This is a genomic window from Pseudomonas sp. GW822-FHT05A08 (assembly GCF_058800485.1).
The window spans coordinates 1,763,242-1,789,586 of sequence record NZ_CM179511.1 but is presented as its reverse complement, the minus strand read 5'-3'; the positions used below and the strand labels follow the sequence as shown (position 1 = coordinate 1,789,586).

The 26,345-nt window shown below is 64.3% G+C and carries 29 protein-coding genes and 1 pseudogene; 15 read left to right on the top strand and 15 right to left on the bottom strand.

The genetic code is table 11. The annotated features are described in order from the left end of the window. Positions 1–152 precede the first annotated feature (152 nt). On the bottom strand, positions 153–1,043 hold the full coding sequence (locus tag AC3RCP_RS08145) for a LysR family transcriptional regulator (RefSeq protein ID WP_492569769.1): 891 nt from the start codon (positions 1,041–1,043) through the stop codon (positions 153–155). A 102-nt stretch (positions 1,044–1,145) separates the two neighbouring features. On the opposite strand from AC3RCP_RS08145, the gene AC3RCP_RS08140 reads away from it, so the two are divergent. Continuing rightward, positions 1,146–1,808, top strand: a complete 663-nt coding sequence (locus AC3RCP_RS08140) for an NADPH-dependent F420 reductase (RefSeq protein ID WP_101337080.1) — start codon at positions 1,146–1,148, stop codon at positions 1,806–1,808. A 91-nt stretch (positions 1,809–1,899) separates the two neighbouring features. On the opposite strand, the gene AC3RCP_RS08135 is transcribed toward AC3RCP_RS08140, so the two are convergent. Next, positions 1,900–2,241 carry a YXWGXW repeat-containing protein gene (locus tag AC3RCP_RS08135; RefSeq protein WP_087089123.1) on the bottom strand — a complete coding sequence of 114 codons (342 nt, stop codon included), beginning with the start codon at positions 2,239–2,241 and terminating at the stop codon, positions 1,900–1,902. Positions 2,242–2,423: 182 nt separating this feature from the next. Then, complete coding sequence (locus AC3RCP_RS08130; protein WP_101337079.1) at positions 2,424–2,954, bottom strand: GNAT family N-acetyltransferase; 531 nt, start codon at positions 2,952–2,954, stop codon at positions 2,424–2,426. 106 nt (positions 2,955–3,060) lie between these two features. On the opposite strand from AC3RCP_RS08130, the gene AC3RCP_RS08125 reads away from it, so the two are divergent. Next, positions 3,061–3,231 (top strand): YhfG family protein, encoded by a 171-nt coding sequence (locus AC3RCP_RS08125; RefSeq protein WP_007929425.1) that lies wholly within the window; start codon positions 3,061–3,063, stop codon positions 3,229–3,231. Continuing rightward, positions 3,228–3,842 carry a Fic/DOC family protein gene (locus AC3RCP_RS08120; protein ID WP_492569767.1) on the top strand — a complete coding sequence of 205 codons (615 nt, stop codon included), beginning with the start codon at positions 3,228–3,230 and terminating at the stop codon, positions 3,840–3,842. The genes AC3RCP_RS08125 and AC3RCP_RS08120 overlap by 4 nt, the downstream gene beginning before the upstream one ends. A 76-nt stretch (positions 3,843–3,918) precedes the next feature. Here AC3RCP_RS08120 and AC3RCP_RS08115 read toward each other — a convergent pair whose 3' ends face one another. The 4 genes from AC3RCP_RS08115 to AC3RCP_RS08100 form a co-directional block, all read right to left on the bottom strand. Continuing rightward, on the bottom strand, positions 3,919–4,935 hold the full coding sequence (locus AC3RCP_RS08115) for an Ldh family oxidoreductase (protein ID WP_492569530.1): 1,017 nt from the start codon (positions 4,933–4,935) through the stop codon (positions 3,919–3,921). A gap of 107 nt (positions 4,936–5,042) precedes the next feature. Beyond that, a complete protein-coding gene (locus AC3RCP_RS08110) occupies positions 5,043–6,617 on the bottom strand; it encodes an aldehyde dehydrogenase (NADP(+)) (protein WP_492569529.1) in 1,575 nt (524 codons plus the stop codon). Positions 6,618–6,669: 52 nt separating this feature from the next. Further along, a complete protein-coding gene (locus AC3RCP_RS08105; RefSeq protein ID WP_492569527.1) occupies positions 6,670–8,238 on the bottom strand; it encodes an APC family permease in 1,569 nt (522 codons plus the stop codon). Positions 8,239–8,408: 170 nt separating this feature from the next. After that, on the bottom strand, positions 8,409–9,329 hold the full coding sequence (locus AC3RCP_RS08100) for a dihydrodipicolinate synthase family protein (protein ID WP_007922738.1): 921 nt from the start codon (positions 9,327–9,329) through the stop codon (positions 8,409–8,411). Between the two features lie 302 nt (positions 9,330–9,631). On the opposite strand from AC3RCP_RS08100, the gene AC3RCP_RS08095 reads away from it, so the two are divergent. From AC3RCP_RS08095 to AC3RCP_RS08075, 5 genes are all read left to right on the top strand, one after another. After that, positions 9,632–10,564, top strand: coding sequence for a 4-hydroxyproline epimerase (locus AC3RCP_RS08095; RefSeq protein WP_492569525.1), 933 nt, complete (start codon positions 9,632–9,634; stop codon positions 10,562–10,564). Then, complete coding sequence (locus AC3RCP_RS08090; RefSeq protein ID WP_101337073.1) at positions 10,561–11,694, top strand: NAD(P)/FAD-dependent oxidoreductase; 1,134 nt, start codon at positions 10,561–10,563, stop codon at positions 11,692–11,694. The genes AC3RCP_RS08095 and AC3RCP_RS08090 overlap by 4 nt, the downstream gene beginning before the upstream one ends. Beyond that, complete coding sequence (locus AC3RCP_RS08085; RefSeq protein WP_101337072.1) at positions 11,691–11,924, top strand: 2Fe-2S iron-sulfur cluster-binding protein; 234 nt, start codon at positions 11,691–11,693, stop codon at positions 11,922–11,924. The genes AC3RCP_RS08090 and AC3RCP_RS08085 overlap by 4 nt, the downstream gene beginning before the upstream one ends. Beyond that, positions 11,921–13,186, top strand: a complete 1,266-nt coding sequence (locus tag AC3RCP_RS08080) for an FAD-dependent oxidoreductase (RefSeq protein WP_492569524.1) — start codon at positions 11,921–11,923, stop codon at positions 13,184–13,186. The genes AC3RCP_RS08085 and AC3RCP_RS08080 overlap by 4 nt, the downstream gene beginning before the upstream one ends. 112 nt (positions 13,187–13,298) lie before the next feature. Further along, positions 13,299–14,075: a helix-turn-helix domain-containing protein gene (locus AC3RCP_RS08075; RefSeq protein WP_492569522.1), complete on the top strand. Its 777-nt coding sequence runs from the start codon at positions 13,299–13,301 to the stop codon at positions 14,073–14,075. Between the two features lie 24 nt (positions 14,076–14,099). On the opposite strand, the gene AC3RCP_RS08070 is transcribed toward AC3RCP_RS08075, so the two are convergent. Next, entirely contained in the window at positions 14,100–14,873 is a 774-nt protein-coding gene (locus tag AC3RCP_RS08070) for a GNAT family N-acetyltransferase (protein WP_101337069.1), read from the bottom strand. Between the two features lie 127 nt (positions 14,874–15,000). Here AC3RCP_RS08070 and AC3RCP_RS08065 point away from each other — a divergent pair. The 3 genes and pseudogenes from AC3RCP_RS08065 to AC3RCP_RS08055 form a co-directional block, all read left to right on the top strand. Further along, positions 15,001–15,176: pseudogene (locus AC3RCP_RS08065) on the top strand (AidA/PixA family protein); the annotation flags it as partial. Positions 15,177–15,441: 265 nt separating this feature from the next. After that, positions 15,442–16,314, top strand: coding sequence for an AarF/UbiB family protein (locus tag AC3RCP_RS08060; RefSeq protein WP_492569520.1), 873 nt, complete (start codon positions 15,442–15,444; stop codon positions 16,312–16,314). Between the two features lie 184 nt (positions 16,315–16,498). Continuing rightward, on the top strand, positions 16,499–16,897 hold the full coding sequence (locus AC3RCP_RS08055) for a low affinity iron permease family protein (RefSeq protein ID WP_101337067.1): 399 nt from the start codon (positions 16,499–16,501) through the stop codon (positions 16,895–16,897). A gap of 92 nt (positions 16,898–16,989) precedes the next feature. Here AC3RCP_RS08055 and AC3RCP_RS08050 read toward each other — a convergent pair whose 3' ends face one another. The 4 genes from AC3RCP_RS08050 to fos form a co-directional block, all read right to left on the bottom strand. Continuing rightward, positions 16,990–17,514, bottom strand: a complete 525-nt coding sequence (locus AC3RCP_RS08050; RefSeq protein WP_492569518.1) for a DUF4142 domain-containing protein — start codon at positions 17,512–17,514, stop codon at positions 16,990–16,992. A gap of 138 nt (positions 17,515–17,652) precedes the next feature. Continuing rightward, positions 17,653–18,999, bottom strand: coding sequence for a diguanylate cyclase domain-containing protein (locus AC3RCP_RS08045; RefSeq protein WP_492569516.1), 1,347 nt, complete (start codon positions 18,997–18,999; stop codon positions 17,653–17,655). A gap of 111 nt (positions 19,000–19,110) precedes the next feature. Next, positions 19,111–19,749, bottom strand: coding sequence for a LysE family translocator (locus tag AC3RCP_RS08040; protein WP_007922230.1), 639 nt, complete (start codon positions 19,747–19,749; stop codon positions 19,111–19,113). Between the two features lie 127 nt (positions 19,750–19,876). Continuing rightward, the gene (gene fos, locus AC3RCP_RS08035; protein WP_492569514.1) at positions 19,877–20,293 is read right to left on the bottom strand and encodes a fosfomycin resistance glutathione transferase; all 417 of its coding nucleotides are present in this window, start codon (positions 20,291–20,293) and stop codon (positions 19,877–19,879) included. A 135-nt stretch (positions 20,294–20,428) separates the two neighbouring features. On the opposite strand from fos, the gene AC3RCP_RS08030 reads away from it, so the two are divergent. Further along, positions 20,429–20,638 carry a CopG family ribbon-helix-helix protein gene (locus tag AC3RCP_RS08030; RefSeq protein WP_101339394.1) on the top strand — a complete coding sequence of 70 codons (210 nt, stop codon included), beginning with the start codon at positions 20,429–20,431 and terminating at the stop codon, positions 20,636–20,638. Between the two features lie 169 nt (positions 20,639–20,807). Here AC3RCP_RS08030 and yiaY read toward each other — a convergent pair whose 3' ends face one another. After that, entirely contained in the window at positions 20,808–21,956 is a 1,149-nt protein-coding gene (yiaY, locus tag AC3RCP_RS08025) for an L-threonine dehydrogenase (RefSeq protein ID WP_101337064.1), read from the bottom strand. Positions 21,957–22,113: 157 nt separating this feature from the next. On the opposite strand from yiaY, the gene AC3RCP_RS08020 reads away from it, so the two are divergent. Beyond that, a complete protein-coding gene (locus AC3RCP_RS08020; protein ID WP_101337063.1) occupies positions 22,114–23,133 on the top strand; it encodes a DUF4917 family protein in 1,020 nt (339 codons plus the stop codon). A 152-nt stretch (positions 23,134–23,285) separates the two neighbouring features. Here the strand turns inward: AC3RCP_RS08020 and AC3RCP_RS08015 are convergent, their stop codons facing one another. Then, entirely contained in the window at positions 23,286–23,828 is a 543-nt protein-coding gene (locus AC3RCP_RS08015; protein WP_007922237.1) for a helix-turn-helix domain-containing protein, read from the bottom strand. A gap of 159 nt (positions 23,829–23,987) precedes the next feature. On the opposite strand from AC3RCP_RS08015, the gene AC3RCP_RS08010 reads away from it, so the two are divergent. Both AC3RCP_RS08010 and AC3RCP_RS08005 read left to right on the top strand, forming a co-directional pair. Continuing rightward, positions 23,988–24,770, top strand: a complete 783-nt coding sequence (locus tag AC3RCP_RS08010; RefSeq protein WP_492569511.1) for an aldolase — start codon at positions 23,988–23,990, stop codon at positions 24,768–24,770. 30 nt (positions 24,771–24,800) lie between these two features. Continuing rightward, complete coding sequence (locus AC3RCP_RS08005; protein WP_101337062.1) at positions 24,801–25,688, top strand: dihydrodipicolinate synthase family protein; 888 nt, start codon at positions 24,801–24,803, stop codon at positions 25,686–25,688. A 214-nt stretch (positions 25,689–25,902) separates the two neighbouring features. Here AC3RCP_RS08005 and AC3RCP_RS08000 read toward each other — a convergent pair whose 3' ends face one another. Beyond that, positions 25,903–26,238 (bottom strand): YegP family protein, encoded by a 336-nt coding sequence (locus AC3RCP_RS08000; RefSeq protein WP_007922249.1) that lies wholly within the window; start codon positions 26,236–26,238, stop codon positions 25,903–25,905. Positions 26,239–26,345 lie beyond the last annotated feature (107 nt).

Sequence of the window (26,345 nt, the reverse complement as noted above, 5' to 3'; positions counted from 1 at the left end):
GCGATAGTGGCATTAGGACATCCCGGCCACCAGAATGACTGACGGGCAGGCGCTTGCCAAACCCATCCGTCGGACGAACGGTATTGGTTACAAAAAAGCTTGGTTCTCAAGACCTTCGAGCTAGAGCGCTTCGAGGGTTGACGACGTTGCTCTCAGGCGCCGAAACGAGCGATCGCCGCATCGACGAAGTGCCGCAGCTTGGCGGTCATCTGCCGGTCCGGCCGGTACAGCAGATGCATGGCGCGACTCGGCGCCTCATAGCCGGGTAGCAACTGCACCAACTCCCCCGCGGCCCGCGCCGGTTCGAGAAAATCCGCCGGCCCCAGGATGATGCCGAAGCCATCCACGGCCGCCGACAGCAGGGCCTTGCTCTCGTTGACCTGCAAGCGGCTGCGCACCTGAACCTCATGTACCTGGCCGTCGCGGCGGAACTGCCATTGGTTGTCCGCTGGCCGCGACCAGTAGGCGTACCCCAGGCACTCATGCTGTTCGAGATCGGCCGGCACCCGTGGCGTGCCCCGGGCGGCGAGGTAGGCAGGTGCCGCGCAGGCGATCAGGCGATAGGGCGCCAGCGGCCTGGCGGTCAGGCTGGAATCGGCCAGCGGGCCGATACGAAAGGCCGCCTCGTAGCCCTCCTCCACCAGGTCGATGTAGCGATCGGTGAGGTGCAGGTCGATTTCCACCTGCGGATGCTCGCGCAAAAACGCCGTCACGAACGGCATGAGGCTGTAGGAGCCGAAGGTCACCGGCGCACTGATGCGCAACTTGCCCCGGGGCGTGGCGTTCATGATCTGCGCCAGGGAATCGGCAGCCTGGGCTTCGCCGAGGATGTGCTTGCAGCGCTCGAGGTAGGCACTGCCCAGCTCGGTCAGGCTCTGCCGGCGCGTGGTGCGGTTGAGCAGGCGCGCGCCCAGCCGCTGCTCCAGCGCCGCCACATGCTTGGCGACCATCTGCGGCGACAGTCCCAGGCGGGTCGCCGCACGAGCGTAGGAACCGCTTTCGGCGGCCGCGACAAAGGCCTCCATGCTGGTCAGACGATCCATCATTCAACACTCCCAGTAACGAGACCAAGTACCAGGCGCTTATTTATCGCCATCTAGTGTCGAATCATCATAGCCGCTCGACCCTTTCAACGGAGCATGGACATGCGTATCGGCATTATCGGAGCAGGTTTTATCGGGCGCGCCGTGGCGCAACTGGCCCTGGCGGCGGGGCATGAGGCGATGCTCAGCAACTCCCGCGGCCCGCAGACCATGAGCAGCGTGGCCAGCGGCATTCGCGGCAGCCGCATCGGCAGCGTCGAAGACGCCGTACAGTTCGGCGAGCTGGTGCTGGTGGCCATCCCGCTGGCCCATTACCGTAGCCTCCCCGCGGCCCTGCTGGCCGGCAAGACGGTGCTGGACGCCAATAACTATTACCCAAACCGCGACGGCCATATCGAAGCCCTGGACCGCTTCGAAACCACCACCAGCCAATTGCTCGCCGAACACCTCGAAGGCGCCAGGGTGGTGAAGGTGTTCAATGCCATCCTCGCCCAGGACCTGCTGACCGACGCCCGCCCCGGCGGTGCCCCTGATCGCCGCGCCCTGCCGATTGCCGGCGACGATCCGCAGGCCAAGGCGCAGGTCGTGCAATTGCTCGACGAGCTGGGTTTCGACACGGTCGATGGCGGCGGCCTGGCGGACAGCTGGCGTTTCGAACGGGCCAAACCGGCCTACTGCATCCCGCTGGATAAACCGGGGCTGCGCGCGGCCCTGGCACAGGCGCAACGAGAAGTCGAACTGCCCGAAGGTTCGTGGCGCTCCTGACGCCAAGGCATGCAGCGTTCTGCGAGCGCAAAAAAAAACGACCCGTTCGGGTCGTTTTCATAGGTTTGCCTGTGTGCCGGTTCGCCTTCGCTCAACTGGCCCAGCCACCCGCATGCAGGTGCCAGCCATCGCCGCGACGCTCCCAGAACGGGTGCACATAATGGTACCCGGGACGCAACGGCTCCCAGTGACCATGGACCGCCACATACTGCCGGCCATCCCAGTGCCAGTAAGCCCTGGACCAGACATAACCCGGGCGATGCATGGGCTCGACTTCGATGACCCGCACCGGCGGTGGCTGCGGCGCAACCACCTCGGCGTATTCCACCGGCGCCGCGCGTTCGACCACCCGCCGCTCATGCACCACCCGTTCCTGCACACACCCGGAGGCCACTACGACCACCGCCACCAGAGCCGTGTAACGTAACAACATGCTGCCTCCCCGGCGCTTGACGCCGACGCTTGAACTGCTGACAACGCCCCCTGCAACCACCCGGCTCCTGCCAGGCGTAAGACGTGTTTTAACAGCTCGAAACTGTCTGCTAGCTGAACTTGATAGCAGCAGGCAGATAGCGGCAGCAAGGTGGCGACAAACGGCCAGTCAGCGGCGGCAGATCAACGTCCTCGGGCGTCGAAATCCGCCCGGGTCATCTCGAAAAACTTGCTCGGCAGTCCCTCGAACTCGCCATCGCGCACAAAACGAAAACCCAGCTTGCGCGCCACCCCCAGCGAGGCCTCGTTCAAGGCATGGGCATCGGCGACGATGCGCTCGACCCTTGCCCCGAGAAAAGCGTGCTCGACGATGCGCCCCGCCGCCTCGGACGCAACACCCCTGCCCCACGCCCGGCGCACCAGGCGCCAGCCCATTTCCAGTTCCGGGCCGACAGCCTCGTAGGGAATGAACGACACCCAGCCGAGAAACTCCTCCGGCGCGGACTTGGCAAAGATCGCCCAATAGCCGCAGTGCTCACCAAAATCGCGCTCCATACGCGAACGCACGAAATCGCGGTGCTCCTCGCCACCGTCCCAGGGGCCGGGAAGGTAACGGGTGACGTGCGGATCGAGGTCCATGGCGATGCACGCCTCGAAGTGTTCGAGGGTACGCGGGCGCAGCAACAGGTTGGGGGTTTCGAAGTGAAGGTTCATCAACTGGATATCCGTATTCAGGAAGATTGAAACGAGCGATGAACGATAACAAAGCCCCCCCTGCTATCAGCTATAATTTCCCATCACTCGCACAGAGGGGCCGGATATGGAAAAGCTGAGTTTTCAAGCTAAAAAAGCCTACTTCGCCAAGCATCGTAAATCCAACTTCAGCGCCAGTCTGCGCCTTGAAGGTTTCGCCACATCGCTCAACGATGAGGAATGCAAACTGCCCTCCCGCAAAGCAGCACTCAAAGCCGTTCAACAACTCAAAGTGTGAATACCGACAAGTACGGCGTTGGCCATGACCCGGATTGCTACCCGGGAACCGATGTCCTGAAAAACCTCCTGGATTTGCGTGATGAGCGAGACCTCAACGAGGCAGAACGCTATCTCACCGAGAAGTGCGCAACGCAGTTCGAATTCCAGGAACCGCCCTACAGTCTGGCAACCTTGAAAGACATCCATCACACGCTGTTTTCGCGGATCTACAGTTGGGCAGGCGAACTGAGAACAGTGAAGATCAGCAAGGGTGGCAATCAGTCCTGTATCCCCGAGCGCATCGAACCGGAAGCGACCAAAGAATTCAGCCGGCTCAAGGCTGCAGGCTGGTTTGACGGTTATTCACGTGAACAGCTGGTAGTTGCCTGCGCCGAGTCTTACGGAACGATCAACGTCCTGCATCCCTTCAGGGAAGGCAACGGGCGAACCCAACGCATCCTTTTCGAATGGATCATCGTCAACGCCGGCTATGAAATCGATTGGTGGGCGGTTGACCAACAAGAATGGGTTGCAGCCAACATCAGTTCATTCCACGGCAATGATCACCATCTGAATCAGATATTCGAGCGCTGCATCGGTATGCCGATTCAAGAAGACGTTCATTCATAGCCCGGAACTGAAACGATCACTTGTTGAACGATTACGGCCCCTCTGTAGATGAGCTTGCTCGCTACAAGAATCGCGGTTACTGCGCCAACAGCGCCTGGATATCGTTGAACAGCGCGCGGGGGATCTTTACGCCGTGTTGCGTGCTGCGGGCCCTGGCTTCGAAACGCCGCTGCGACGGCAGCCGCGCGCCCTGCCCCGTGATGGCCGCGAACAGTCCTTCGGCGCGTTCCAGACCTTTCTCGTAGTCCTGCCCCAAAAACACCTGCGGATCGAACGCCAGGATCAGCTCGCCATGGCAAGGCGCGGCGCCGACGCCAGCGTCGAAGGCCATGGACTCAGCGCTGGTGAGGTCGCCGATCAGCGCGCCGGCCAGCAGTTCGATCATCGCCGCCAGGGCTGAACCCTTGTGCCCGCCGAAGGTTTGCATGGCGCCTTGCAGGGCTGCCCTGGCATCCGTGGTCGGTTGGCCCTGGGCGTCGATGGCCCAATGCTCGGGGATAGCCTTGCCTTGGCGCGCGTGCAATTCGATATCGCCGCGGGCGATGGCGCTGGTGGCGAAGTCGAACACGAACGGCTGGCCCGCCGGCCGTGGCCAGGCGAACGCCAGGGGGTTGGTGCCAAACACCGGCTTGCTGCCGCCGGCCGGCGCCACCCAGCTGTGGCTGGGGTTCATGGCGATGCCCACCAACCCCTCGGCGGCAATCGCCTCGACCTCCGGCCACAGCGCCGAGAAGTGGAAACACCGCTTGATCGCCATGGCCGCCAGCCCCTGATTGCGGGCCTTTTCCGCCAGCAACGGCAAGCCGGTCTGGAACGCCAACAAGGAATAGCCGTAGTGCGCATCCACCTCCAGCACGCCCGCGGAAATAGACCGCAGGCTCGGCTCGGCCAGCGGGTCGACCTTGCCCTCGCGCACGGAGCGCACACAACCCAGCAGGCGGTACACCCCGTGGGAATGGCACTCGTCGCGCTGGCCCTGGGTGATGACCTCGGCAATGGCCCGGGCATGGGCATTGGACAGGCCGTGGCGGGTCAGCACCTTGAGGGACAGCTCATGGACTTCGGCGAGGGAAAGAGTGACGAGATCGGACATGGGGTTTGTGCTCCGATAAAAACCGTGGGGGCCGGGAAACCCGGCCCTATGGAGTTGAGGGTGAGAACGCCGCAGGCCTGCGGTCTGATCGAAGCCTGCGGCAGCGGCTACAACGGGCGCTCGCCGTTGAGACGCTGTGGAACCTGCCAGGGGTTGTCGTTGCGCAAAGCCTGCGGCAGCAGTGCTGGCGGCAAGTCCTGGTACGACACCGGGCGCAGGAAACGCTGGATCGCCAGGCTGCCCACCGAGGTGGTGCGCGTATCCGAGGTGGCGGGGAACGGCCCGCCATGGACCATGGCATGGCCAACTTCGACACCGGTGCCAAAACCGTTGACCAGCAGGCGGCCGGCCTTTCGCTCCAGCAACGGCAACAGTTCCCGGGCTTGCGGATGGTCGTCGTCACTCAGGTGCAGGGCGATGGTCAGCTGACCTTCCAGGCTCGCCAGCAGCGCTTTCATCTGCGCGGCATCGCTGCAACGCACGATCAACGAGGCCGGGCCGAAGACCTCCTCGCGCAGTGCAGCGCGGGCCATGAAGGCCTCGGCCGATGTGGCGAACAGCGCGGCACGGGCCTGATAGCGCTGGCCATCGGCGCCCTGCCCCAAGGGCTCCACCTCGGCATGCCGCAGCAGCCGCTCGACGCCCTGGCAGTAGCTGCCATGAATACCTGGCGTCAACATGGTCTGCGCCGGCGCCAGCTTGAGCACGGCTGCCGCCGCGGCTTCGAATGCGCGCAACGCCGGGCTGTCGACCGCGAGGAGCAAACCCGGGTTGGTGCAGAACTGCCCGGCGCCCAGGGTCAGGGAGCCGACAAAGGCCTGGGCGATGGCTTCGCCGCGCTCCGCCAGTACATTGGCCAACAGCAGCACCGGGTTGATCGAACTCATCTCGGCATAGACCGGGATCGGTTCCTCGCGGGCCGCGGCGATCTTCATCAACGCCACGCCGCCGTTGCGCGAACCGGTAAAGCCCACGGCCTTGATCCGACTGTCCGCCACCAGCCCCTGGCCAATGCTGCGGCCGGCATCGAACAGCAGCGAGAACACCCCTTCCGGCAGCCCGTGGCTGTGCACCGCCTGCTGGATCGCCTGCCCTACCAGTTCCGAAGTACCGGGGTGCGCCGAATGCGCCTTGACCACCACCGGGCAACCGGCGGCCAGCGCCGAGGCGGTGTCGCCGCCGGCCACGGAAAACGCCAGGGGAAAGTTCGAGGCACCGAACACCGCCACCGGCCCGATGGCGATCTGGCGCAGGCGCAGATCCACCTTGGGCAAGGGCTGGCGCTCCGGCTGGGCCGGGTCGATGCGCGCCTCCAGGAAGCTGCCGTCGCGCACCACCGCCGCGAACAACCGCAGCTGGCCTACGGTGCGCCCGCGCTCGCCTTCCAGGCGGGCACGGGGCAAGCCGGTTTCACTCATGCAGCGCTCGATCAGCTCATCACCGAGGGCGAGGATGTTGCCGGCGATGCTCTCCAAAAAAGCCGCCCGTTGTTCCAGGCTGATTTCCCGGTAGCGGTCGAATGCCGCCTCGGCCAGGGCACAGGCGCGTTCCAGGTCGTTCGGGCCGGCGCCGCCAAAACCCGGCGCCAGGATCTCGCCGGTGGCGGCAGCCAGTGCATGCACTTCGCCGTGGCCACCCCGCACGCGGGTTTGGCCGATCAGCAGTTGTCCTGTTACAGGCATGGGTTACCTCTCTGAATAAATGGCGTGAGCTGAATGGATGCCTGGGCTGTGCTCATTCGTCTGCCCCTTCCAACAGCAGCTTGCTGCCTGGCACCCCGGTGTTGGCGCCCCAGTAGTAGATGCACAGGGCCATGAGGGTGACGACCAGGGTGTCGTAGGGGTGAGTGAGCACGCCGATCCCGCCGAAGCTGCCCAGGTAGGAAATGACCATGGTCAGGGCGTAAAAGGCGATCAGCCACAGGGACGAGCGTACCTGTTCGGTCAGGCTCAGGTGGTCGGTGGGTACCAGGCGCCTGCAGCCCAGGTAGATGACGAACATCAGGATCTGCAGGCCCAGCAGCCAGGACACCGTGCTCCAGCCGGACCAGTAGACGATCAGCGCGGCGATGACGAAGGACACCGGCCCCAACAGGCCGAAGCCACTGACCCGGAACGGCCGCGGCAGGTCCGGCGCACTCTTGCGCAGCGCCGCCACGCTGATCGGGGCAATCGCGTAACTCAGCACCAGGGCCGCCGACACCACATTGATCAGCGCTTCCCAGGACGGGAACGGCAAGGTCCAGAACACCGACAGGCCGAAGGTCAGCCACAGCGCCGGGCGCGGGATGCCGGACTGCTCGTCGATGCGGGTGAAGATCTTGAAAAAAGTCCCGGTCTTCGCCCAGCCGTACACCACCCGTGGCGTGGCGTTCATGTAGATGTTGCCGCAGCCGCTGGGGGAAATCACCGCGTCGGCCACCACCAGGTAGGCCAGCCAGCCGACGCCCAGGGTCAGGGCGATGTCGCGGTACGGCAGGGAGAATTGCTTGCTGATGCTGCTCCAGCCGTTGGCCAGCATGTCGGTGGGAATGCTGCCGAGGAACGCCAGTTGCAGCAGGCCGTAGATCAGGGTCGAGAGCAGGACCGAAAGGATCAGCGCGATGGGAATGGTGCGCTGTGGATTGCGCACTTCGCTGGCCACCGAAATGATCGGCGTCAGGCCCAGGTAGGCGAAGATGATGCCACCGGCGGAGACCGCCATTTCGATGCCGGACAGCCCGAAGGGAGCAAAGCCCTGGACGTGGAAATTCTCCGCTTTGAAGAAGGTGAACAGCACGCTGATGACCAGCAGCGGCACGACGAACTTGAACAGGCTGATGAGGTTGTTGGACTTGGCGAAGGTCTTGACGCTGGAGTAATTGAGCCAGAAGAACAGGCACAACAGGGCGAACTGCACCAGCCAGCCGAGCAGGGTCGGGTTGCTGTTGCCGGCATGGGTCAGCCCCGGAAACCAGGCCGCTGCGTATTGCCGCGCCGCCACCACTTCAATGGCCACCAGGCTGGAAAACGCGATCAACGTGATGAAGCCCATCAGGTAGCCCAGCAGCGGCCCATGGGAGAACACCGGATAACGCACCACCCCGCCCGCTCGCGGCAGGGCCGCGCCCAGTTCGCAATAGACGATGCCCAGCAGCAGGACGGCGAAACCGCCGAGCAGCCAGGAGAAGATCCCCGCCGGCCCGGCGATGGCCGAGACATGGCTGGCGGCGAACAACCAGCCGGAACCGAAGATCGCCCCCAGGCCGATGAAGGTGAGGTCAACCAGAGAGAGCTGTTTCTTGAATTTGCCTTGGCCTGACATAGGCGCGCCTTCTTATTGAGTTATTGGAGTAGGCAGATCGAATGTCGCGCCGGCCTCCTGCGAGCAGGCTGCCGACGGGGTGAAACACGGCACTGCGCGAGTGCCTGATGGTTCTTCTCGTGGACCAGGCCGCCCCGCGAGCCACTGCGCGGGGCGGCCTGTCGGCTGGCTTACAGACCGACGTCCGGCAACTGCGGACGCTCGGCCAGGGCCTTGGCGACTATCGCCTTGACCTCGGCCAGGGTCTCGCCCTGCAGGGCCAGGCGCGGCGGGCGGGTGATCGAGGAACCGCGACCGACCAGTTCCTCGCAGAGCTTGATGCACTGCACCAGGTCCGGACGCGCATCCAGGTGCAGCAGCGGCATGAACCAGCGGTACAGCGCCAGGGCTTCCTCGAAGCGTTTTTCCCTGGCCAGGCGGAACAGGGTTTCGCCCTCTTTCGGGAAGGCGTTGGACATCCCGGAGACCCAGCCTTCGGCGCCGACGGCGATGCTTTCCACTACCACGTCATCCAGGCCGGCGAACAGCACGAAGCGGTCGCCCACGGCATTGCGCAGGTCGATGAAGCGCCGGGTGTCGCCGGAGGAGTCCTTGAAGCAGACGATGTTTTCGCAGTCCTGCAGGGCGATCAACACGTCCGGGGTGACGTCGTTTTTGTAGATCGGCGGGTTGTTGTAGACCATCACCGGCAGGTCGGTGCCGGTGGCAATGGCGCGAAAGTGCGCGGCGGTTTCATGGGACTTGGCCGAATACACCAGGGCCGGCATGACCATCACCCCGTCGACCCCGACCTTGGCCGCTTCGCGCACGGTGTTGCGGGCGAACTCGGTGGTGAACTCGGCGATCCCGGCGATCACCGGTACGCGGCCGCCGGCGGCGTCCTTGGCGACCTCGATCACCGAGAGTTTTTCCGCGGTGCTCAGCGAGGTGTTTTCGCCCACGGTGCCGCACACCACCAGGCCCGACACACCGTCGGCCACCAGGTTGCGCATGACGCTGTGGGTGGCGTCCAGGTCCAGGGAAAAGTCGGGTTTGAACTGGGTGCTGACGGCAGGGAACACACCGCTCCAGTGGATGGCTTTACGGCTCATGGTCTTGTCCTTGTTGGTTGAGTCGGCCGGGCCGACAGGCGTTGGAAACGAAAAACAGATTCCGCCTTTCACCGCCCTGGAGCTTGAGGTTTTTCCCGCTCAAGCAAGACGAAATCGGCACATTTACCCAATCGTCCACCGACCTTTTCCGTCCATTGCGCCTCCTTCGACCCGCCTGCCCCCCTGCACCAGCAGCCGCACTGCACACCTGTGCCGATTTCGTCATCCGCCGCAGAGAAAACCCACAAGCGATGCGGCCCTTTCCCGAGCCACTCTGTAGGCCTTTTCCGTCAGGTGCTGCCATGAAAAAAATAACCGTCATCGATTCACATACGGGGGGCGAGCCGACTCGCCTGGTTGTCGACGGCTTTCCCGACCTGGGCAACGGTTCGATGGCCGAACGGCTGGCCGTCCTGCAAGCACGCCACGATCGTTGGCGCACGGCCTGCGTGCTGGAACCACGGGGCAGCGATGTGCTGGTGGGGGCCCTGCTGTGCGAACCCCAGGCGGCGGATGCCTGTGCCGGGGTGATCTTCTTCAACAACAGCGGTTACCTGGGCATGTGCGGCCACGGCACCATCGGCCTGGTGCGTTCGCTGTATCACCTGGGGCGCATCGAACCCGGCGTGCACCGCATCGAAACCCCGGTGGGCACCGTCAGCGCCACCCTGCACGACGACCTCTCGGTCAGCGTGCGCAACGTGCCGGCCTACCGATACCGCAGCGGCGTCGAACTGCAACTGCCCGGCCACGGCAAAGTCCGTGGCGATATCGCCTGGGGCGGCAACTGGTTCTTCCTGATCAGCGAGCATGGCCAGCGCATCGCCCTGGATAACGTCGAAGCCCTGACCCACTACACCTGGGCCGTGCGCGAAGCCCTGGAGACCGCCGGCATCAGCGGCGCCGACGATGGTGTGATCGACCATATCGAGCTGTTCGCCGACGACCCGCAGGCCGACAGCCGCAACTTCGTGCTGTGCCCCGGCAAGGCCTACGACCGCTCCCCCTGCGGCACCGGCACCAGCGCCAAGCTGGCCTGCCTGGCCGCCGACGGCAAACTCGCGCCCGGGGCGATTTGGCGTCAGGCCAGCGTGATCGGCAGCCAGTTCAGCGCCAGCTACGAGCAGGCAGGCGAGCAGGTCATCCCGACCATCCGCGGCACCGCCCACATCAGCGCCGAAGCCACCTTGCTGATCGAAGACAGCGATCCTTTCGGCTGGGGCATCGTCTCGTGAGCCAGCCGGCCGAAGCCGACGTCCTGGTGATTGGCGGCGGCATAGTCGGGGCCGCCTGCGCCCACGAAATGGCCCGCCGCGGCCTGCGGGTGCGGGTGCTCGACAACGCCAGCGGCGGCGCCACCGGCGCGGGCATGGGCCACCTGGTGGCGATGGACGACAACCGCGCCGAACTGGCGCTGAGTCACTACTCCATCGGCCTGTGGAACCAGCTGCGCGCGCAACTGCCGGCCACCTGCGCCTACCGCAATTGCGGCACCCTGTGGCTGGCCGCAGACGCTGCGGAAATGGACCTGGCCCGGGCCAAGCAAATCAACCTGGCCCAGCACGGAGTGGCGGGCGAATTGCTCGACAGCGCGACCCTGGCTGCACTCGAACCCCTGTTGCGCAAAGGTCTTGGCGGCGCCCTGAAGATCCCCGGCGACGGCATTCTCTACGCCCCGGCCACCGCCCACTGGCTGTTGCACAACACGCCAGGGATCAGCTGCGAGCGGGCCACGGTCAGCGCCATCGCCGACCACCGCGTGGCGCTGGATGACGGCCGCGTGCTGCGTGCCGAGTACGTGGTGCTGGCCAACGGTCTGGCGGCGAAGAACCTGCTGCCGGAGTTGCCGCTGCGGCCGAAGAAAGGCCATTTGCTGATCACCGATCGTTACCCCCGGCAGGTATCCCACCAACTGGTGGAGCTGGGCTACGCCGCCAGCGCCCACGCCAGCAACGGCACCTCGGTGGCGTTCAATGTGCAGCCACGGCCAACCGGGCAATTGCTGATCGGCTCGTCCCGGCAGTTCGACAGCCTCGACCCGGCCATCGAGCCCGAAGTGCTGACCCCAATGCTGCAACGGGCCGTGGCCTATCTGCCGGGGCTGGCGCAATTGAATGGCATCCGCGCCTGGACCGGCTTTCGCGCCGCCACCCCGGACGGCCTGCCGATCCTTGGCCAACATCCACGCCACACAGGCCTGTGGCTGGCGGTCGGGCATGAAGGCCTGGGCGTCACCACCGCCCCCGGCAGCGGCCGGCTGCTGACCCAATTGCTGCTCGGCGAACGGCCGGATATCGACGCCCAGGCCTATCGCCCCGCACGCTTCGCCGAGCTGACCGCCTCCCTGACTGGAACTGCCCCATGATCATCTACCTGGACCGTCAGGCGCTGACCGTACGCGATGGCCTGAGCGTCGCCGCCGCCGTCGCCGCCAGCGGCGACCCACGTACCCGAACCTCCTGCACCGGCCAGCCCAGGGCGCCCTTCTGCGGCATGGGCATCTGCCAGGAATGCCGCATGACCATCGACGGCCGGCGCCAACTGGCCTGCCAGACCCTGTGCCGCGAAGGCATGCACGTGGAGCGCACGCCATGAGTCAACAGCGCCTGAGCTGCGACATCCTTATCGTCGGCAGTGGCCCGGCCGGCCTCGCGGCGGCCCGGGCGGCGAGCCGCAGCGATCTCTCCATCGTCCTGCTCGACGACAACCCGCGCCCCGGCGGCCAGATCTGGCGCAACGGGCCGGGCGTCACGCTCGCCGGCATCGCCCGCGACGCCTTGCAGGTGCTGGAGCATCCTCGGTTGCGTTACCTGCCGGGCACCCGGGTGGTGGCCGGCGCCGGCGCCAATGCCCTGCTGCTGGAAAATGCCGAGCAGGCTTTGCTGGTCCGCTACCAGAGCCTGATCCTGTGCTGCGGCGCCCGCGAACTGCTGCTGCCCTTCCCCGGCTGGACCTTGCCCGGAGTGACGGGCGCGGGAGCCTTGCAAGCGCTGCTGAAAAACGGCCTGACGCTGGCCGGCGAGCGAGTGGTCATCGCCGGCAGCGGGCCGTTGCTGCTGGCCAGCGCCGCCACCGCCCGCCAGGCCGGCGCCCGGGTGCAGGCGGTCCTGGAGCAGGCCCCGCTGGCCGCACTGGCGACATTCGCCGCCGGGCTCTGGCGCTGGCCGGCCAAGCTCGGCCAGGCCGCCGGGCTGGCCACCACGGCCTATCGCTACAACGCCCATGTGCTCGAAGCCCTGGGTGAAGATCGCCTGCAAGCGGTGCGTATCCAGCAGGGCGAGCAGGTTCGGGAAATACCCTGCGAACGTCTCGCCTGCGGTTTCGGGCTGGTGCCCAACACCACCCTGGCCAGTCACCTCGGCTGCCAGCTGCAGGCCAATGCCATTGCCGTGGATCGCTACCAGGCTACCAGCCTCACCCAGGTCTACGCGGCCGGCGAATGCACCGGGGTCGGCGGCAGCGAACTGGCGAGGGTCGAAGGCGAGATCGCCGGGCTGGCCGCCAGCGGGCAGACCCGGGAGGCCATCGCGCTGATCCAGCGTCGGGCCCATTGGCAGGCTTTCGCCGAGCGAGTGCGGGAAACCTTCGCCCTGCGACCCGCGCTTCTGCGCCTGTCGCGACCTGATACGCTGCTGTGCCGCTGCGAGGATGTGCCCTACGCCGAGGTAGCTGGCGAAGCGAGCTGGACCGAGGCCAAACTGCACAGTCGCTGCGGCATGGGCGCCTGCCAGGGGCGAGTCTGCGCCACGGCGGCACAGGCCCTGTTCGGCTGGGCCGCGCCGACGCCACGAGCGCCCCTGGTGCCGGCGCGGATCGAGACGCTGCTGATGGAATCGTCGACGCCCGGCGTGAAGTGAGGCGCAGACCGTTGCCGTGGGCCGCCCGCCAACGGCGCCGCGCAATTCAAGGATGAGCCAGTAGACCCAAAGTCGCGGGGCGCGCCCCACCCCATAACAAGAGCAGCCCTTGATGATCGATACCGCTCAGCTGCACCGTCTGCCCGAAGCCATCGCCAGCCAGGCGCCCGAGGATATTCACAGCCTGCTGGGCAGCATGGCCCTGGTGATCCCGCTGCTCGACACCCTGCCCAACGCGGTGTTTTTCATCAAGGACCTGCAGGCCCGCTACCTCACCGCCAACCTGACCCTGGCCCAGCGCTGCGGCTTCAAGAACGTCGCGCCGCTGCTGGGCAAGACCTCGGCCGAGGTGTTTCCCGCCGTGCTCGGCCCGGTCTATACCGAGCAGGACCAGCGCGTGCTGCGCCAGGGCGTCACCATCAAGGGCCAGCTGGAACTGCACCTGTACGGCAGCCGCGAACCCGGCTGGTGCCTGACCCACAAGCTGCCGCTGCACGGACGCGACGGGCAGATCATCGGCATGGCCGGCATCTCCCTCGACCTGCAGGCCGCCCGCGACGCGCACCCGGCCTACCAACGCCTGGCCGCGGTGGACCGGCATATCCGCGAGCACTACAACGAAGCGATCCGCCTCGACGACCTGACCCATATCGCCGACCTGTCCATCGCCCAGCTGGAGCGCTACTGCAAACGCATCTTCCACCTCACCCCACGGCAGATGATTCACAAGGTGCGCCTGGAACACGCTTCGCGCCTGCTGCTCGGCGAACTGCCGATCACCGACGTCGCCCTGCAATGCGGCTACACCGACCACAGCGCCTTCAGCCGCCAGTTCAAGGCGCTGACCGGCATCAGCCCACGGCAGTTCCGGCAGAACGCCACGCATTGAGCGAAGTGTTTGCCCACCACCTGCTCATTCGCGGTAAAAGGTCGTGTACCCGAACAAAGCGTCGAACCCCGCCTTCCGGTAGATCGACAGCCCCTCCTGGGAGGCCTCCAGCACACACAGGCTCATCCCCTGTTTTTTCGCATACGCCAGCGCTTGTCGAATCAGTGCGCTGGCATAGCCCCGGCCCTGGTATTCGGGCCGGGTGCCGATATCATCCAGACGCGCCACCGCCTGCCCCAACGACAGGGTCAGCGAACTGACGGGCAGCGACTGCTCATATAGGGTGAAATGCATCAACGGCTGGCCGTTTTGCAGCGCCACCCGATGCCGGGCCAGGTATTGCCCCGCTCCCGCATCACCCGACTCGAAGGCACTTTCCACGGGATCGGCCCAATCCTCGAGCAGCTCATCGGTACAGCGAATGTCGAAGCTCACCGCCACATCCGGTGGCAATTCATGGACGCTCAGATCGACCCACATCGACGTGGTTCTATCGCCTTCCAACAAGTGCTGCTCCAGCAGCAGGTCACGGACCTGCGCCACCAGGTTATCCTGCACAACCACACAAAAAGGCAGCCCCGCGCGTTCAAGAAACCCGATGCCTGCAAGCACCCCCACGGCCAGGTCCGGCCCTGTTCGCTTGACGAACAGCAGGTTCAGACTGCTGGCGACAACACCCGTGCAGTACGCCGCAAGACTATCGTTAAAATGCCAGTTTTCTTGTGAAATGGCCGAGAAAAAAAGGTCCTCTGCCTGATGATAGAGAGCGACCGTACGGGACTGCGTAACGCTGGACATCGTGTTCACTCCTGAATCTGCTCGCGCCCCCTGTGTCGCGCTCTTCAATCCACGGTAACCCCGAGCACCTGGGCCCTCCAGAAAAATTCTGTTTTAGAGTGTGAAGGTGTGTGTTCGTCGATAGAGCAACCTGATCCGCTGGCGCGAAACCAGCCTGTCGCAGAGCTTCGAAACCGCGGTGGTGTTCTACAGGTTCATCAGTGGCCAGGGCAACGGCCCCCCACTCCACGCAAGGCCACCGCCTGAATGGCGGTTCCCAACCCCAGCAACCCTTGGGTGCCCAGCTGTCAGAAAGTGGACAACTAACACGGGTCGTCCGAAATCCTGGCCTGCGGCAGGCAGAGTGCCGCGCATTGACCCCGTCTACCGGCCTACTCGGTCCAACCCCGGCCAAAACAGGCTGTGGCCGGCCAGAGGTCCTTTTCCCTCGCAAGGGCACAGAAGGCACCCGGATGAATTTCGTGAACGCCAGGACTTGCGATGAATTATGATGCGCGCCCTTTCGGCTAGCGTTTCAGCGCAGGCTCACAGCGCCCCCTCGTTCGTAATCCCAGGTCAGGAACCCTACATGCTTCACCTCAGGAGCTTCACCCGAACGCTGCATCGACAGCAGATCGATGGCGTGACCTTCCATTTCGATCCATCCCATCGGCACGAACTGGCCCCGCTGCTACGGCGTTTTCTGGCCAAGCCCGAGCAATATCCCACGCTGGATATTCCGGAAGACACCCGGGGCGTGTTCCTGCTCGAAGGCGAACGCCAATGGGTGCTCAAGCGCAACCGCCTGACTCACTGGAAAAAGCAGCTGCAGAACTTCCTCGGCCTCAAGCGCAGCTTCGGCCTGCACGACCTGACCAATGAATTCATCAACCTGTCGGTGGTGTCGGGCAAATCCGCCCTCTCGCCCCGGGTCTCGGCGTTTGGCTACAAGGGGCGTTTTCCGTTCCTGCGCGAAGAGTACTTGCTGGTGGGTTTCTGGGCAGATCATTGCAGCGTCGACGACCGCCTGCTGGCCCATCCCGAGCAGGCTGAAACCCTGTTGTCGGCAATCTTCCGGCTGTTCGGCCAGATGCTCGACGACGACTTCGTGCACATGGACCCCCACCCGAAAAACATTCTGCTCGCCGCCGATGGCCGCCTGCGCCTGATCGACTTCGAGTGCTGCGCCCACTCGGTACTCGACCGCGACTTCAGCCTGGGTTTCCTGCTGGGTTACTTCTACCGCTTCTGGTTCCGGCGCTTCATCGCGCAGCAGGATTACGACCGACTTTGCGAGGCGTACCTGAACGCGGAGCACCCCAACCTGGATCGCACCGTCTTCCAGCCGGTGTACCGGCGCTTTCGCGACCAAACCGTCTCACGCAGCACACGCTACCGCATCCTCACCTGCGCCCGGGCACAAGCGGCGTTCCAGCGCGAAATCAGCGGCTTCCACGGCTAATCCGCGATCCCGTTCAAGTGCTCTTGATGAGTGTTTTTTTCTATCGCCAAGCGGCCCCTTTGGCGGATCTATACCGGGCAACGTCAGACAGCAGGCAGGGAGCCAGCTCGACTGAAGAGAAAAAGAATTTTCCCTCTACCGCCGCTGTCTGAATTTCAGATGCCGCCGCACAGGGGAAACGCCAATGAAATTCGCCAAACTCTCGCAGAAGCTGTCGCTGTGGGCCGGCAGTCCGGGGACCTTTCTGATCGCGCTGGCATTGATTGCAATCTGGGGCATGAGCGGGCCGGTCTTTGGTTTTAACGATACCTGGCAGCTGGTCATCAATACCTCTACCACCATCATCACCTTCCTGATGGTGTTCCTGATCCAGAACACCCAGAACCGCGATAACGACATCCTGCACTTGAAGATCGACGAACTGCTGCGCGCCACCAAGGATGCGCACAATGCGTTGCTGAGCCTGGATGGGCTGGATCTCGAGCAGTTGGAGAAACTGCGCCAGGAATACAAGGAAATCGGCGAGGGCGAGCCCTTGAAGCTGGATGAACTACCGCCGGAGCAACAGCAGAAGCCGAGTTGAATCGATGCTGAAAATGCCAGGGAGAGACGGCGACACCGGACGCGACGCGCCTTCAGATTAGGCCCGAAGGCGCATCGGCGGTGGGACGGCACTCAGCCATCCAACTGATCCAGGGGCTGGCCAGCTTTGAGGGCCTTGGCCATTTGCAGGTGATTGCGCAGTTTCGGCAGGGTCTCTTCGGCGAAGGCCTTGAGTTCGGGGACCTCGGTGATTTCGGCCTGTTGCTGGATCTGTTCGATGGCTTCTTCGGTGGCCTTGACCTGGCTCTCGGCATAGGCGGCATCGAAGGCTTCGCCTTCCGGAACCTCGGGGATCAGCGCCTTGGCCTTGTTGATCACTTCTTCCCGGGGCGCCACGGGCAGGTCGAGTTTCCTGGCGATTTTCGCCAGGTGCTGGTTGGCGGTGGTGCGGTCGTTGATGACCACGATGGTGTAGTCCTTGACCGCATTGGAAGAGGTCTTCTGGTGGGCCAGGCGACTGGCCTCGATGTCTGCCATGCCCTTGGCCGAAGCCTCATCGATAAACTCCGCGGGGGACTGGGCGAATGCCGCGCTGGCGCTCAGGCCGAGCAGCAGCGCGAGGCAGGTGCGGGACAGATGGGTGGCCATGAAGCTCATGGTATCGGCCTCCTTTGATCAGTTGACGGCGCACGGCGCCTGCACAGAGTGAGAGTTTTCAGGCCATCGAAGGTTTGAAAAAGTTGCATCGGCCACGACGAACGGTTGGCAAAAAAACACCCTGATCGGCCGCTTCTTTCAGGCCCGGGACGGGCTCCGCTGGGCGCGCTTGGCCGCGTACATCGCCTCGTCGGCGTGCTTGAACAGCTGCTTTTCGTCATGGCCGTGTTCGGGGAACAGGCCGATGCCGATGCTCGGCAGAATGCTCAACTGATGGCCATCCAGGCGCAGCGGCTCGTCGAGCGCCCGGCGAATTTTCCCGGCGACGATGCCGGCATCTTCCGCATGCTGGATACAGCCGAGCAGCACCACGAACTCATCGCCACCGATCCGCGCCACGGTGTCGCTCTCGCGCACGCAGGCCTTGAGCCGGTTGGCCACCGCCTGCAACAACATGTCGCCGACGGCGTGGCCAAGTGTGTCGTTGACCTGCTTGAACCGGTCCAGGTCGACGTAGAGCAAGGCCATGCGCCCGGACTCGCGACGAGCACGGGCCAGGGCACTGCGCAGGCGCTCGCGGAGCAATTCGCGGTTGGGCAACTGGGTCAGCTGGTCGTACTGGGCCATGTACTGCAGGCGCGCATGCAGCTGCTTGCGCTCGATGGCGGTGGCGAGCTGGGCGCAGACGTATTGCAGCAGCTCCTTGTCCTGCTCGGTGTATCGCTCGTCGCCCGGCGCGCTCTTGACGATCAGCGCGCCGATGGTGCCTTTCTGCGAATTGAGTGGCACCCCGAGCCAGCAGGGCGAGTACGGGGCGGCGGCATCCGACGGCGGGGACAGCGGCCCATAATTGCCGGGAGTCAGCAGCAACGGCTGGCCACTGCGGATCACCTCGGTGCACAGGCTGCCGGTCAGCGTGCCCGGCTGCTCCGGACAACGCTCGCGGTCGTCGACGTGATAGGGAAAGCTCAGCGCCTGGCATTGCTCGTCGTACAGCGCGACGGAGAAATTCAGCGCCGGCAGCCATTCACCGATGATCCGGTGCACGCGCCGGAACAACGCCAGCAGGTCCTCGGTGGCATGGGCCGCTTCGGAAATCGCATACAGCGCCGCCTGCCGCGACTCGGCCTGCTTGCGCTCGGTGATGTCACGGGCCACGGCGATGCGCAGCTGGTCGACCTCGGACCAGCGCGCCGACCAGAGGATATGCGCGACCTGCCCGTCCTTGCGCAGGTAACGGTTCTCGAAGTTGGGCATGGGTTCGCCAGCCATGATCCGCTCGGCGGCCTGCAGCGTGCGCAGGCGGTCCGCGGGGTGCACCAGCTCGATCATGCGCCGGCCGACCAGTTCGTCCGGCGTATAACCGAAAATCCGCTCGCAGGCGGCGCTGACGAAGACGAAACGACCCTCCACATCCACCGCACAGACGGCGTCCAACAGAAGGTCGATGAAACTGGCCAGGGGCTCGGAATTGTTGGTTGCCATCAGGGAACGACACTGCCTGTGAAGATAAAGCGCCGAGTATCAATCCCTGGGTTCCGGCAGCGGCGCAAAGCCGTTGCTTGTCCGTGGCTGTCGCAACCTTGCGGACAGCCTTTATGCCTTGTTCGCCAGCAATCCCGGAACGGCATGCAGCAAGGCGTTGATGGCAAACCCGATGAACATCACGCCGCAAAGCCGGGTGATCGCCAGCTCGTGGCGCTGATACAGGGTCCGCACCCGCCGCGCACCGACGATGCCAATCAGAATAGCGTATGCGCCGATGCCGCCGAGGAAACTGAGGAAGATCAGCCAGGGCAGCATCGACCAGTTGAGCAGCTCGGCACGACTGGACAGCAGCGCGGTGAAAGTCGCCACGGCCACCGGGTACGCCTTGGGGTTGGTCAGGCCGAACAGGATGCCGTGCCAGAACGGCTGGCGCGCCGGGCCCTGGGGTTCCTGCCCGTTGCTGCGTTGGCTGCGGATCGCCCGCAGGCCGAGCCAGAACAGATAAAGGCCGCTGAGCACGCCGAGCACATCGAAGGCGCTGCTGCCGATCTCCTTCGCGCCGACGATGGCGATCAGCGCGGTGCTGCACCAGATCACGTCGCCCAGCAGATGCCCGCAGAGAAAGCCGGCCCCGGCGCGCCGCCCGCGCGCCGCGCCGATACCGAAGACCGCCAGCACGCCCGGCCCGGGAGTAATGCCGTAGATAAAGCCCGAGGCGAGAACGGCCAGTAACAGCGAAGAAGTCATGCCACACTCCGAAGCGCCGAAGGTGGCGCGGTTTTGATCGCAGGATTCTGCCGGCTTGTGCGCTCCCGCACCACCCCACCAGGGTCACCATAACGACAGCCAGCCGTCTTGAAGCGGCGGCGAGCGGTCATTCGTCGGTAAAGATCGTCATCCCGGCATAGGGCTGCTGCCGGCAGGCGCGCAGACGCGAGGCCAGATCGCCGACATGGGCTTCCAGCTGGTGGCCGTCGGGGTCGAGGAAATAGAACGAGGCGCCTTCGCTGCGGTTGTCGCGCCACTCCCGCACGCCAGCAGCCCGCAGGCGCTGGACGAACGCCAGGAAATGCCCGGCCTCGATGCCGAAGGCATAGTGGGTGTAGTCCGGCACTTCGGCCAAGCGGCGCGACGGGTCCAGCAACAGGCACAACCACAGGCCCGGCAGCGACAGATAGGCGCCGCTGTCCCAACTGGCGTCCAGGCGCAGGCCCAGCAGGTCGTGGTAGAACCCCAGGCTGCGGTTCAGGTCGGTCACGGCGAGGGTCAGATGGTTGAGGCCGGTCAGCATGCAAAGTCCTTGTAAGAGGAAGGTCCTGAATCGTCTTGAATCAAAGCAGCGCTCGCACTGGACGAATGGCTCTGGCGGCGAGCCACGGGTGGCGATGTAGTGTGCTGCATCACACACCACTACATCGAGATCACCCTGTCCGTCATGTCCTTGCGCCTGCCCGATGATCTTGCCAACTCCCTGGCTCACTTGGCCAAGGCGACAGGCCGCAGCAAGTCATTCCTCGCTGTGGATGCACTGAAAGAATATCTGGCCCGCGAAGCCTGGCAAATCGACGAGATCCAGAAAGCCCTGACTAAAACAGAGGCAGGCGACTTCGCCTGGTTCCCAATCGTCCTTACCTGATCCCCTACCGCGTACGTCAGGGACGCCTGCAGATACTGCGGATTTTCCATACCCGGCGCTTGCCGCCTGCCGGTTGGCAAGGCGACCGCCAATAGCTCGTGCATTGGGGCCTGCGGCGGTGCGCCCAGGACAGCAAGGGCCCGAGCGCGCGGTAGAACATCTGTAGGTATCAGAACGCGCTGCGGAAGATCTCTTCGATCTGGCGCTGGTCGGCGGTGCGTGGGTTGGTCAGGCCGCAGGCGTCTTTCAGGGCGTTGGCGGCCAGGACCGGAATGTCCGTCAGCTTGGCGCCCAGGTCACGCAAGCCGCTGGGGATCTCGACATCCCGGGCCAGGTTGCGAATGGCGCTGATGGCTGCCTGCGCGCCCTCCTCCGGGCTGAAGCCACGGATGTCCGCGCCCATAGCGTGGGCCACGTCGGTCAGGCGCCCGGCGCAGACCATGGCATTGAAACTCTGCACATGGGGCAGTAGCACGGCGTTGCACACGCCGTGGGGCAAGTCGTAGAAACCGCCCAGCTGGTGCGCCATGGCATGCACGAAACCCAGCGACGCATTGTTGAAGGCCATGCCGGCGAGGAACTGGGCGTAGGCCATGTTTTCCCGGGCGACCAGGTCGTTGCCGTCGTGCACCGCCTGGCGCAGGTTCTGGCTGATCATGGTCATGGCTTTCAGCGCGCAGGCATCGGTGATCGGGTTGGCCGCGGTGGACACATAGGCTTCGATCGCGTGGGTCAGCGCGTCCATGCCAGTGGCGGCGGTCAGGCCCTTGGGCATGGCGACCATCAGCGCCGGGTCGTTGACCGACAGCAGCGGCGTGACGTTACGGTCGACGATGGCCATTTTCACGTGGCGCTGCTCGTCGGTGATGATGCAGAAACGGGTCATTTCGCTGGCGGTGCCGGCAGTGGTGTTGATGGCGATCAACGGCAGTTGCGGCTTGGCCGAACGGTCGACACCCTCGTAGTCGCTGATATGCCCGCCATTGGTGGCGCACAGGGCGATGCCCTTGGCGCAGTCATGGGGCGAACCGCCGCCGAGGGAGACCACGAAGTCGCAGCTGCTCTGCTGCAATTGCGCCAGGCCCTTCTCGACGTTGCCGATGCTCGGGTTGGGCTTGGCGCCGTCGAAGATCACCGAATCGATGTCCTGCATCGCCAGCTTCTCGGCAATCATCCCGGCCACCCCGGCCTTGGCCAGGCCGGTGTCGGTGACGATCAGCGCCTTGCGAAAACCGTAGTTGCGAATCGCGACCATGGCCTCGTCGAGACAGTCGATACCCATGATGTTCACGGCGGGAATGAAAAAAGTGCTGCTCATGGCGCGTCCTCCAGGCTGGGATTGGATCAGCCGTGCCGATCCGGCAAATGCGCACAGGATCGACCCATCGGTCACGCGCGTTGTTGATCTGGCTCAAGGGTCGGTCGTGATAAAGTCGGCGCCCTGTACACCTTCTGCCTTGAGACGACGAACCGCGATGATGGATTTCCAGGAATTTGATGCCGACCTTGAAGACTGGAACGCCTTGCGCGCCAGCACGCCGATCACCGGCCTGCTGATCGGCAACGGCGCCAGCCGCGCGGTGTGGGAAGACTTCGCCTACGATTCGCTGTTCGAGAACGCCCGCACCGTCGAGGAAAAGCCCCTGAGCCCCTCCGAGCTGAGCGTGTTCGAAGCCCTGCAGACCCGCAGTTTCGAACAGGTGCTGGGCGCGCTGAAGACCACCAGCCGGGTCAACAAGGCCCTGGCCGTCAGCTCCGCGGCGCCGCGCAATCGCTACTACGCAATCAAGGAAGCGCTGATCAATACCGTGCACGCGGTGCACATTCCGTGGCGCCTGGTACAGCCGGCGACGCTGTCGCAGATCAACCAGGAACTGCGCCGCTACCGCACGGTGTTCACCAGCAACTACGACCTGCTCAACTACTGGGCGATCCAGCACGATGCCCAGGGCATCGACGACCTGTTTCAGGGCGCCGACCCGAGCTTCGACATCAGCCAGACCGCCAGCGAACGGACCCGCGTGCTGTACCTGCACGGCGGCCTGCATCTGGTGCGCAACCAGGACGGCACCGCGCGCAAGCTGGGTTCCACCGAAGGCACGCTGCTGGGCAACTTCGCCATCAACAACACCCTCAAGACCCTCGACGATGTGCCGCTGTTCGTCAGCGAGGGCCCGGTGGCGGACAAGCTCAAGACCATTCGCGGCAGCGACTACCTGTCGTTCTGCTACCAGCAGTTGCTGAATCACAGCGACGCGCTGTGCATCTTCGGCCACGACCTCGGCTCCCAGGACAGCCACCTGGTGAGTGCCATCCGCCAGTCCAAAGTGCGGACCCTGGCGATCTCGATCCAGCCGCGCAGCAAGGCCTTCATCCAGAACCAGAAGCGGCGCTACGCCAAGCTGTTCGCAGGGATGGAAGTGACGCTGCGCTTCTTCGATTCGAAGAGCCATGCGCTGGGCGATCCTGCGCTGTCGGTGCCGGTCGAGCGCTGAAAGATCGCGGGCAGGCGTCTGCGGAGCGCCACCTCTGTAGCCGCTGCCGAGCCCGCGAGGCTGCGATCGACCCCGAAGGGGGCGCACGGTGTTGAGATCGCTGAAGGCCTTCGGCCTTATCGCAGCCTTCGGCAGCGGCTACATCGTGTCCCTTATTCCTCGCCGCTGTGCACCACCACCAGCAACTGCGCCTGCACCTCGCCCACCGAGCGCAGGCGGTGGGGTTTCTGCGCGTTGAAGTGCAGCGCGTCGCCCCGGTTGAGGATCACCCGCTCGTTCATGAAATCCACTTCCACCTGCCCTTCGTGGACAAACAGAAACTCCTCCCCCAGGTGTTCCTTGAAGCTCTTGTCGGTGAACTCCCTGGGCGGGTAGATGATGAACGGCAACAGGCTGCGCTCGCTGACCTGATGCGCCAGCACCGCATAACCCGGCGCCTGGTCGTTGGCCGCCAGCGACTGGCGTTCGTCGCTGCGCACCAGGCTGTAGCTGTCGAGGCTGACCTTGTCTTCGGCGAACAGCTCCTCGACGTTCACGTTCAACGCCTTGGCCAGTTTCAACGCCGCGGCGATCGAGGGCGTGTTCAGGCCGCGCTCGACTTTCGACAGGTAGCTCTTGGTCATGCCGGATTTCTCGGCCAGGGCCTCCAGCGTCACGCCAAGTTTTTTTCTCAATAATTTCAAACGGATAGACATGTAGAACGGTTAACCCATCAAGGAGGCGACGATTTGCCCTTGCCAATGACACAAAGTGTCATATAGCCTCTTTAGTGTCATTTGCTTTCACCCAACGACCTTGCGAGCAGCGGGGGCTGGCAAATCCGACGTCCATTGCAACGACCAAAGGACACCGATATGGCCAAGACATTAGCACTACCCAAAGAGCAACTGGTCAGGCAAGCCCTGACCCAGATGCAAAACACCCTGGCGGATAATACGTGGACCGACCGGCAAAAGCTGGCCCTGACCTGCCGCATCCTGTTCGAGAACGGCCACGACTCCGGTCTTGCCGGGCAGATCACCGCCCGTGGCCCGCAACCGGGCACTTACTACACCCAGCAACTGGGCCTGGGTTTCGACGAGATCACCGCGGGCAACCTGCTGCTGGTCAACGAAGACCTGGAGGTGCTCGAAGGCCACGGCATGCCCAACCCGGCCAACCGTTTCCACAGCTGGGTGTACCGCGCCCGCCCCGATGTGAACTGCATCATCCACACCCACCCGACCCACGTCGCCGCGTTGTCGATGATCGAAGTGCCGCTGGAAATCTCCCACATGGACCTGTGCCCACTGTACGACGACTGCGCCTTTCTCGAGGCCTGGCCGGGCGTGCCGGTGGGTAACGAAGAAGGCGAGATCATCTCCGCGGCCCTGGGCGAGAAGCGCGCCATCCTGCTCTCGCACCACGGCCAGCTGTCCACCGGCGCCAGCATCGAGGAAGCCTGCGTGATCGCCCAACTGATCGAGCGCGCCGCCAAACTGCAATTGCTGGCCATGGCCGCCGGCACCATCAAACCGATCCTGCCGGAGCTCGGCCGCGAGGCCCATGACTGGATCTCCAAGCCCAAGCGTCACGCCGCCGCCTTCAACTACTACGCTCGGCAGAACCTCAAGCAACACGCCGATTGCCTGAACTGAACCCACCTCATTTGCTAAAGGAGCGTCGCCATGTCGAACGCCAACATTCACGGCATCATCGGCTACACCATCACCCCGTTCACCGCCAACGGTGAGCAACTGGACCTGGACACCCTCGGCCGTTCCATCGATCGCCTGATCGACAGCGGCGTGCAGGCCATCGCGCCCCTGGGCAGCACCGGCGAAGGCGCTTACCTGAGCGACGCCGAGTGGGACCAGGTCGCCGAGTTCAGCATCCGCCACATCGCCAGGCGCGTGCCGACCATCGTCAGCGTTTCCGACCTGACCACCGCCAAGGCCGTGCGCCGCGCGCGGTTTGCCGAGGCCAAGGGCGCCGATGCGGTGATGGTCCTGCCGACGTCCTACTGGAAGCTCAGCGAAGCCGAGATCCTCGCCCACTACCGCGCCATCGGCGACAGCGTCGGCGTGCCGATCATGCTCTACAACAACCCGGCCACCAGCGGCACCGACATGTCGGTGGAGCTGATCCTGCGGATCTTCCATGCGGTGGAAAACGTGACCATGGTCAAGGAGAGCACCGGCGACATCCAGCGCATGCACAAACTGCAACTGCTGGGCGAAGGCCAGGTGCCGTTCTACAACGGTTGCAACCCGCTGGCCCTGGAAGCCTTCGCCGCTGGCGCCAAGGGCTGGTGCACCGCCGCGGCGAACCTGATCCCGCAGCTCAACCTGGACCTGTACCAGGCGGTGCTGGACAACGACCTGGAGCGCGCGCGCGAACTGTTCTACCGCCAGTTGCCGGTGCTCGACTTCATCCTCAAGGGCGGCCTGCCGACCACCATCAAGGCCGGGTTGAACATGACCGGTCTGCAGGTCGGCGACCCGCGCCTGCCGGTGTTCCCGCTGAATGAAACCGGGCGCAATCAGTTGCAGGCCATGTTGAACGCAGTGCGCTGATCGGGCCCTGGCTGTAGGGGCAAGCTTGCGGGCCTCATCGCCGGCAAGCCTGGCTCCTACAGGTCCGCGCGCCCAGGCTTGCGTAGGAGCGAGGCTTGCCCGCGATAGCGCTGCATCAGGCACAACACACATTGCCTGGGCTCCCACAAAATCACCGCCCAACAAAAAGCCCGGCAGGTTGTCCTGTCGGGCTTTTTTGTTTCAGTGCAAAACGTCAGGCGGTCTTGTCTTTGATGGTCGTGCTCGGACCGTTGGTCTGCACGCTGGCAATGCCCGCGTCGCGCGCCGCCTCGGACGAATAGCGCTGGCTATTGCCGATGATCTGGTGGTTCGCGGCCTTGAGGTTGAAATAAGGTTTGCCGTCCTTGGAGACTTCCTTGGCGTAGCGGGCCTCGTTGGGACTGTTGGTCTGCACCGAAGCGATGCCGTTTTCGGCGGCGCTGCGGGAGGAATACAACTCACTCGTCAAAATGGTTTCAGCATTGCCAGCCTTGAGAACGAAGCGGAACTGCCCGTCACTGCTTTTGCTCAATTCATACCATCCAGCCATGGTCCTGCTCCTGAGTGTCCAAAGATGCGAATGCACTTCGGATTAAAGCTTGTCTTTGCCGGTTTACCAGCGTTTGGGGTGTGTTGCTGAGGCACGCAGCATCAGAC

Excerpts from the sequence above, each read along its gene's own strand:
- AC3RCP_RS08145 (WP_492569769.1), bottom strand. The coding sequence starts at position 1,043 with ATGGATCGTCTGACCAGCATGGAGGCCTTTGTCGCGGCCGCCGAAAGC.
- AC3RCP_RS08140 (WP_101337080.1), top strand. The coding sequence starts at position 1,146 with ATGCGTATCGGCATTATCGGAGCAGGTTTTATCGGGCGCGCCGTGGCG.
- AC3RCP_RS08135 (WP_087089123.1), bottom strand. The coding sequence starts at position 2,241 with ATGTTGTTACGTTACACGGCTCTGGTGGCGGTGGTCGTAGTGGCCTCC.
- AC3RCP_RS08130 (WP_101337079.1), bottom strand. The coding sequence starts at position 2,954 with ATGAACCTTCACTTCGAAACCCCCAACCTGTTGCTGCGCCCGCGTACC.
- AC3RCP_RS08125 (WP_007929425.1), top strand. The coding sequence starts at position 3,061 with ATGGAAAAGCTGAGTTTTCAAGCTAAAAAAGCCTACTTCGCCAAGCAT.
- AC3RCP_RS08115 (WP_492569530.1), bottom strand. The coding sequence starts at position 4,935 with ATGTCCGATCTCGTCACTCTTTCCCTCGCCGAAGTCCATGAGCTGTCC.
- AC3RCP_RS08110 (WP_492569529.1), bottom strand. The coding sequence starts at position 6,617 with ATGCCTGTAACAGGACAACTGCTGATCGGCCAAACCCGCGTGCGGGGT.
- AC3RCP_RS08105 (WP_492569527.1), bottom strand. The coding sequence starts at position 8,238 with ATGTCAGGCCAAGGCAAATTCAAGAAACAGCTCTCTCTGGTTGACCTC.
- AC3RCP_RS08100 (WP_007922738.1), bottom strand. The coding sequence starts at position 9,329 with ATGAGCCGTAAAGCCATCCACTGGAGCGGTGTGTTCCCTGCCGTCAGC.
- AC3RCP_RS08095 (WP_492569525.1), top strand. The coding sequence starts at position 9,632 with ATGAAAAAAATAACCGTCATCGATTCACATACGGGGGGCGAGCCGACT.
- AC3RCP_RS08085 (WP_101337072.1), top strand. The coding sequence starts at position 11,691 with ATGATCATCTACCTGGACCGTCAGGCGCTGACCGTACGCGATGGCCTG.
- AC3RCP_RS08080 (WP_492569524.1), top strand. The coding sequence starts at position 11,921 with ATGAGTCAACAGCGCCTGAGCTGCGACATCCTTATCGTCGGCAGTGGC.
- AC3RCP_RS08075 (WP_492569522.1), top strand. The coding sequence starts at position 13,299 with ATGATCGATACCGCTCAGCTGCACCGTCTGCCCGAAGCCATCGCCAGC.
- AC3RCP_RS08070 (WP_101337069.1), bottom strand. The coding sequence starts at position 14,873 with ATGTCCAGCGTTACGCAGTCCCGTACGGTCGCTCTCTATCATCAGGCA.
- AC3RCP_RS08060 (WP_492569520.1), top strand. The coding sequence starts at position 15,442 with ATGCTTCACCTCAGGAGCTTCACCCGAACGCTGCATCGACAGCAGATC.
- AC3RCP_RS08055 (WP_101337067.1), top strand. The coding sequence starts at position 16,499 with ATGAAATTCGCCAAACTCTCGCAGAAGCTGTCGCTGTGGGCCGGCAGT.
- AC3RCP_RS08050 (WP_492569518.1), bottom strand. The coding sequence starts at position 17,514 with ATGAGCTTCATGGCCACCCATCTGTCCCGCACCTGCCTCGCGCTGCTG.
- AC3RCP_RS08045 (WP_492569516.1), bottom strand. The coding sequence starts at position 18,999 with ATGGCAACCAACAATTCCGAGCCCCTGGCCAGTTTCATCGACCTTCTG.
- AC3RCP_RS08040 (WP_007922230.1), bottom strand. The coding sequence starts at position 19,749 with ATGACTTCTTCGCTGTTACTGGCCGTTCTCGCCTCGGGCTTTATCTAC.
- fos (WP_492569514.1), bottom strand. The coding sequence starts at position 20,293 with ATGCTGACCGGCCTCAACCATCTGACCCTCGCCGTGACCGACCTGAAC.
- yiaY (WP_101337064.1), bottom strand. The coding sequence starts at position 21,956 with ATGAGCAGCACTTTTTTCATTCCCGCCGTGAACATCATGGGTATCGAC.
- AC3RCP_RS08020 (WP_101337063.1), top strand. The coding sequence starts at position 22,114 with ATGATGGATTTCCAGGAATTTGATGCCGACCTTGAAGACTGGAACGCC.
- AC3RCP_RS08015 (WP_007922237.1), bottom strand. The coding sequence starts at position 23,828 with ATGTCTATCCGTTTGAAATTATTGAGAAAAAAACTTGGCGTGACGCTG.
- AC3RCP_RS08010 (WP_492569511.1), top strand. The coding sequence starts at position 23,988 with ATGGCCAAGACATTAGCACTACCCAAAGAGCAACTGGTCAGGCAAGCC.
- AC3RCP_RS08005 (WP_101337062.1), top strand. The coding sequence starts at position 24,801 with ATGTCGAACGCCAACATTCACGGCATCATCGGCTACACCATCACCCCG.
- AC3RCP_RS08000 (WP_007922249.1), bottom strand. The coding sequence starts at position 26,238 with ATGGCTGGATGGTATGAATTGAGCAAAAGCAGTGACGGGCAGTTCCGC.